Below are 3,310 nucleotides of genomic sequence, written 5' to 3'. Positions count from 1 at the left end.
GGTATAGGATCGCGCGCCGTCGGCATAATGGAACTCGATCTTCTCGTCCGTTCCGTTCAGAATGACGTCCTGAGCCTTTGCGGACAGGTCGCTCCACCGTGCCCCAAGCTTGAATCCGTAGTGCTTGCCGAGCGCTTCCAGCGTCTGATTGTAATAGGGCGAGCTCGACTTCGCCCAGGGTGCGATCGCGCCGTCGCGGAGCGTCCGCTCCGGCTCGGGAACGATCAGGTTGGCATCGATTTTCTGCTGCGCACCAAGGCCATCGCAAGTGGGGCAGGCGCCGGCGGGATTGTTGAACGAGAAGAGCCGCGGCTCGATTTCCGGGATGGTGAAGCCGGAGACGGGGCAGGCGAACTTCTCCGAGAAAAGCACCCGCTCATGCGTCTCGTTCAGCGACTTGTTGGCCGACCCGCCGGCCGCGGTTTCTTCCGCCGGTAGCGGCTTGTCCGCGAACTCAGCGACGGCCAATCCCTCGGCGAGCTTCAGCGAGGTTTCGAAGCTGTCTGCCAAGCGCGATGCCATGTCGGTGCGCACGACGATACGATCCACGACGACATCGATGTCGTGCTTGTATTTCTTGTCGAGTGCCGGAACGTCGGCGATCTCGTAGAATTGGCCGTCGACCTTGACGCGCTGGAAGCCCTTCTTCATCAGCTCCGCCAGCTCTTTCTTATACTCGCCCTTACGGCCGCGTACGATCGGGGCCAGAATATAAAGGCGTGTACCTTCCTGGAATTCGAGCACGCGATCGACCATCTGGCTGACGGTCTGGCTCTCGATCGGGAGGCCGGTTGCCGGCGAATAGGGAACGCCGACGCGCGCAAAGAGCAGGCGCATATAGTCGTAGATCTCGGTGACCGTCCCGACCGTCGAGCGCGGATTGCGCGAGGTCGTCTTCTGCTCGATCGAGATCGCCGGCGAAAGGCCGTCGATCTGGTCGACGTCCGGCTTCTGCATCATTTCCAGGAACTGGCGCGCGTAGGCCGAGAGGCTTTCGACATAGCGCCGCTGGCCCTCCGCATAGATCGTGTCGAAGGCGAGCGAGGATTTGCCGGACCCTGAAAGCCCGGTCATGACGATGAGCTTGTTGCGCGGCAGGTCCAGGTCGATGCCCTTGAGATTATGTTCGCGCGCGCCGCGTATGGAAATGGTCTTCAGTTCACTCATCGTATTTTGCTTCTGTGCTGGAACAAGCCCCTTATTTAGTGATGCCGTTTGGCGAGTCGAGGCTAAATGTCGGGAAGGCTCTATGCTTTTCGATTCTACTGACAGTTATTGACAGCATCATAGCGATAAACTAGAACAAATAAAGAACAAAATTCCTTGTGGATGAACCGGTGATGGACGCCCATCGTGGGGGCTCTATAGTTTAAGGTATGCCGATTGTTTCAAAGCGCCGCCGGGCAGGGCGGCAGTAAGGTGAATAGGTATGGCTGGCAGCGTAAACAAGGTAATTCTGATCGGAAACGTGGGTGCCGACCCCGAAATCCGCAGGACGCAGGATGGCCGCCCGATCGCCAACCTTCGCATCGCGACCTCGGAGACCTGGCGGGACCGTAATTCCGGCGAGCGGCGTGAAAAGACCGAATGGCACACAGTCGTCGTCTTCAACGAAGGTCTCTGCAAGGTCGTCGAGCAATATGTGAAGAAGGGCGCTAAGCTTTATATCGAAGGCCAGTTGCAGACCCGCAAGTGGCAGGACCAGACCGGCAACGACCGCTATTCGACGGAAATCGTGCTGCAAGGCTTCAATTCGACGCTGACGATGCTCGATGGCCGCGGCGAAGGCGGCGGCGCAAGTTCCGGCTTCGGCGGCGGCCGTGGCAGCAGCGATTTCGGTGGTGGCGGCAACTACGGGGACGATTACGGCGCGCCGTCACAGCCGGCCGGCCGCAGTGGCAGCAGCAGCGGTGGCGGCGGCAACTTCTCGCGCGATCTGGACGACGATATTCCGTTCTGAGGCGGCTGTTCCTCAGAGTCGCGAACACAGACGGCCGCGTCGGCGCGGCGTCGCCTTTTGATGCTGTCGCCTTTGGGATCGATGTCGAATAACGCCTTGAGTTTTGGCTCCCCGCTACACTCACAGTTTAGTTACGCGCCATAGACGAAAAATTACTGTCAACTTCATCTGAGATCGGCTTTCTGGATCCCGGTGTCCTGGCTCGTGCATTCACGGCCGGCTAAAGGAGGATGACATGAGTTCCCATCAGAAGATGACGCGCCGCTTTAGGGCTGTGTCCCTCGGTATTGCAGTTTTATTGACAGCAGGGGTATGCCTTCGCTTTGCGGCAGCTGCGGCCGAGGAGCCGCACGTCATTCCCGCCCCGGTGCAGGATGAGAAGCCGGGCGCCGATCTCGAGACGGCTGTATTCGCCGGTGGCTGCTTCTGGGGCGTGCAGGGCGTCTTCCAGCACGTGGACGGCGTGGTCAGCGCGACCTCGGGTTATGCGGGCGGCGTCAAGTCCTCCGCACAATACGAGACGGTGAGCACCGGTAGGACAGGTCATGCCGAGTCTGTTCAAGTCGTCTTCGACCCTGCAAAGGTAAGCTACGGCCATCTCCTGCAGATCTACTTCTCCGTCGCTCACGATCCGACGCAACTCAATCGACAGGGCCCGGATACGGGCACCCAGTACCGCTCCGCGATATTCCCGCAGAGCGACGACCAGACGAAGGTCGCCAAGGCCTATATTTCCCAGCTCGATCATGCTCGGGTCTATGACGCGGCCATCGTCACCAGGATCGAAACCGGCAAGAGCTTCTATCCCGCCGAGGCCTACCACCAGAATTTCTTGACCAACAATCCAACCTATCCCTATATCGTCATCAACGATCTTCCGAAGATCGAGAATCTTAGGCAAATCTTCCCCAAGGACTACCGCTCGGAGCCTGTGCTTGTTGCGCAAGACGGCAAGTGACTCGGTGTACGAAGCTCCATGCTGCGCTTGCGCACAAAGCGCGTCTTGTCATCGTCACGCAGGGAGGACTGGCTAGCGGGCACTCAAGCCGTCATCGGCCATTTCAAGTAGCACATCATCCGCCTGCGGACTGACGTTCTGTTCTGTGTGTCAGGTCAAAAGCGCTTGAAGCGTGATGACAACAAGAAACGCGGCGACGATTGCTAAAGCGAACAGTTTGACCTGGCGATCGGCCTTTTCGAAGACACGGAAGTGCGCTCCTCGCTTCGGGCGGCGGCGATGTTGCCCGATGTGAGCGGCGTTAGAGTGCAGTTGTTTCTTTTTTTCCGACGTCGCGGCCTCCCTCGGAACGGCGTCATTGCATCAGTCCACCCCAATGAACCGCTCTATTA

Annotated in this window: 3 protein-coding genes; 2 read left to right on the top strand and 1 reads right to left on the bottom strand. The window is 58.9% G+C overall.

Features of this window, described 5'->3' with window-relative positions:
* The coding region (locus ACPYOI_RS35310; protein ID WP_481424085.1) for a UvrA family protein at positions 1 to 1,167 on the bottom strand (1,167 nt) is incomplete at its 3' end.
* 262 nt (positions 1,168 to 1,429) lie between these two features.
* Between ACPYOI_RS35310 and ACPYOI_RS35305 the strand changes: the two genes are divergently transcribed.
* On the top strand, positions 1,430 to 1,960 hold the full coding sequence (locus ACPYOI_RS35305) for a single-stranded DNA-binding protein (RefSeq protein WP_481415230.1): 531 nt from the start codon (positions 1,430 to 1,432) through the stop codon (positions 1,958 to 1,960).
* A 235-nt stretch (positions 1,961 to 2,195) separates the two neighbouring features.
* The gene (gene msrA / locus ACPYOI_RS35300) at positions 2,196 to 2,918 is read left to right on the top strand and encodes a peptide-methionine (S)-S-oxide reductase MsrA (RefSeq protein WP_481415231.1); all 723 of its coding nucleotides are present in this window, start codon (positions 2,196 to 2,198) and stop codon (positions 2,916 to 2,918) included.
* Positions 2,919 to 3,310 lie beyond the last annotated feature (392 nt).

Source organism: Rhizobium sp. SVR5-2C, from assembly GCF_056755115.1.
Note: the sequence above shows the minus strand (reverse complement) of the source record. Positions and strands in the feature narration are given on the sequence as shown.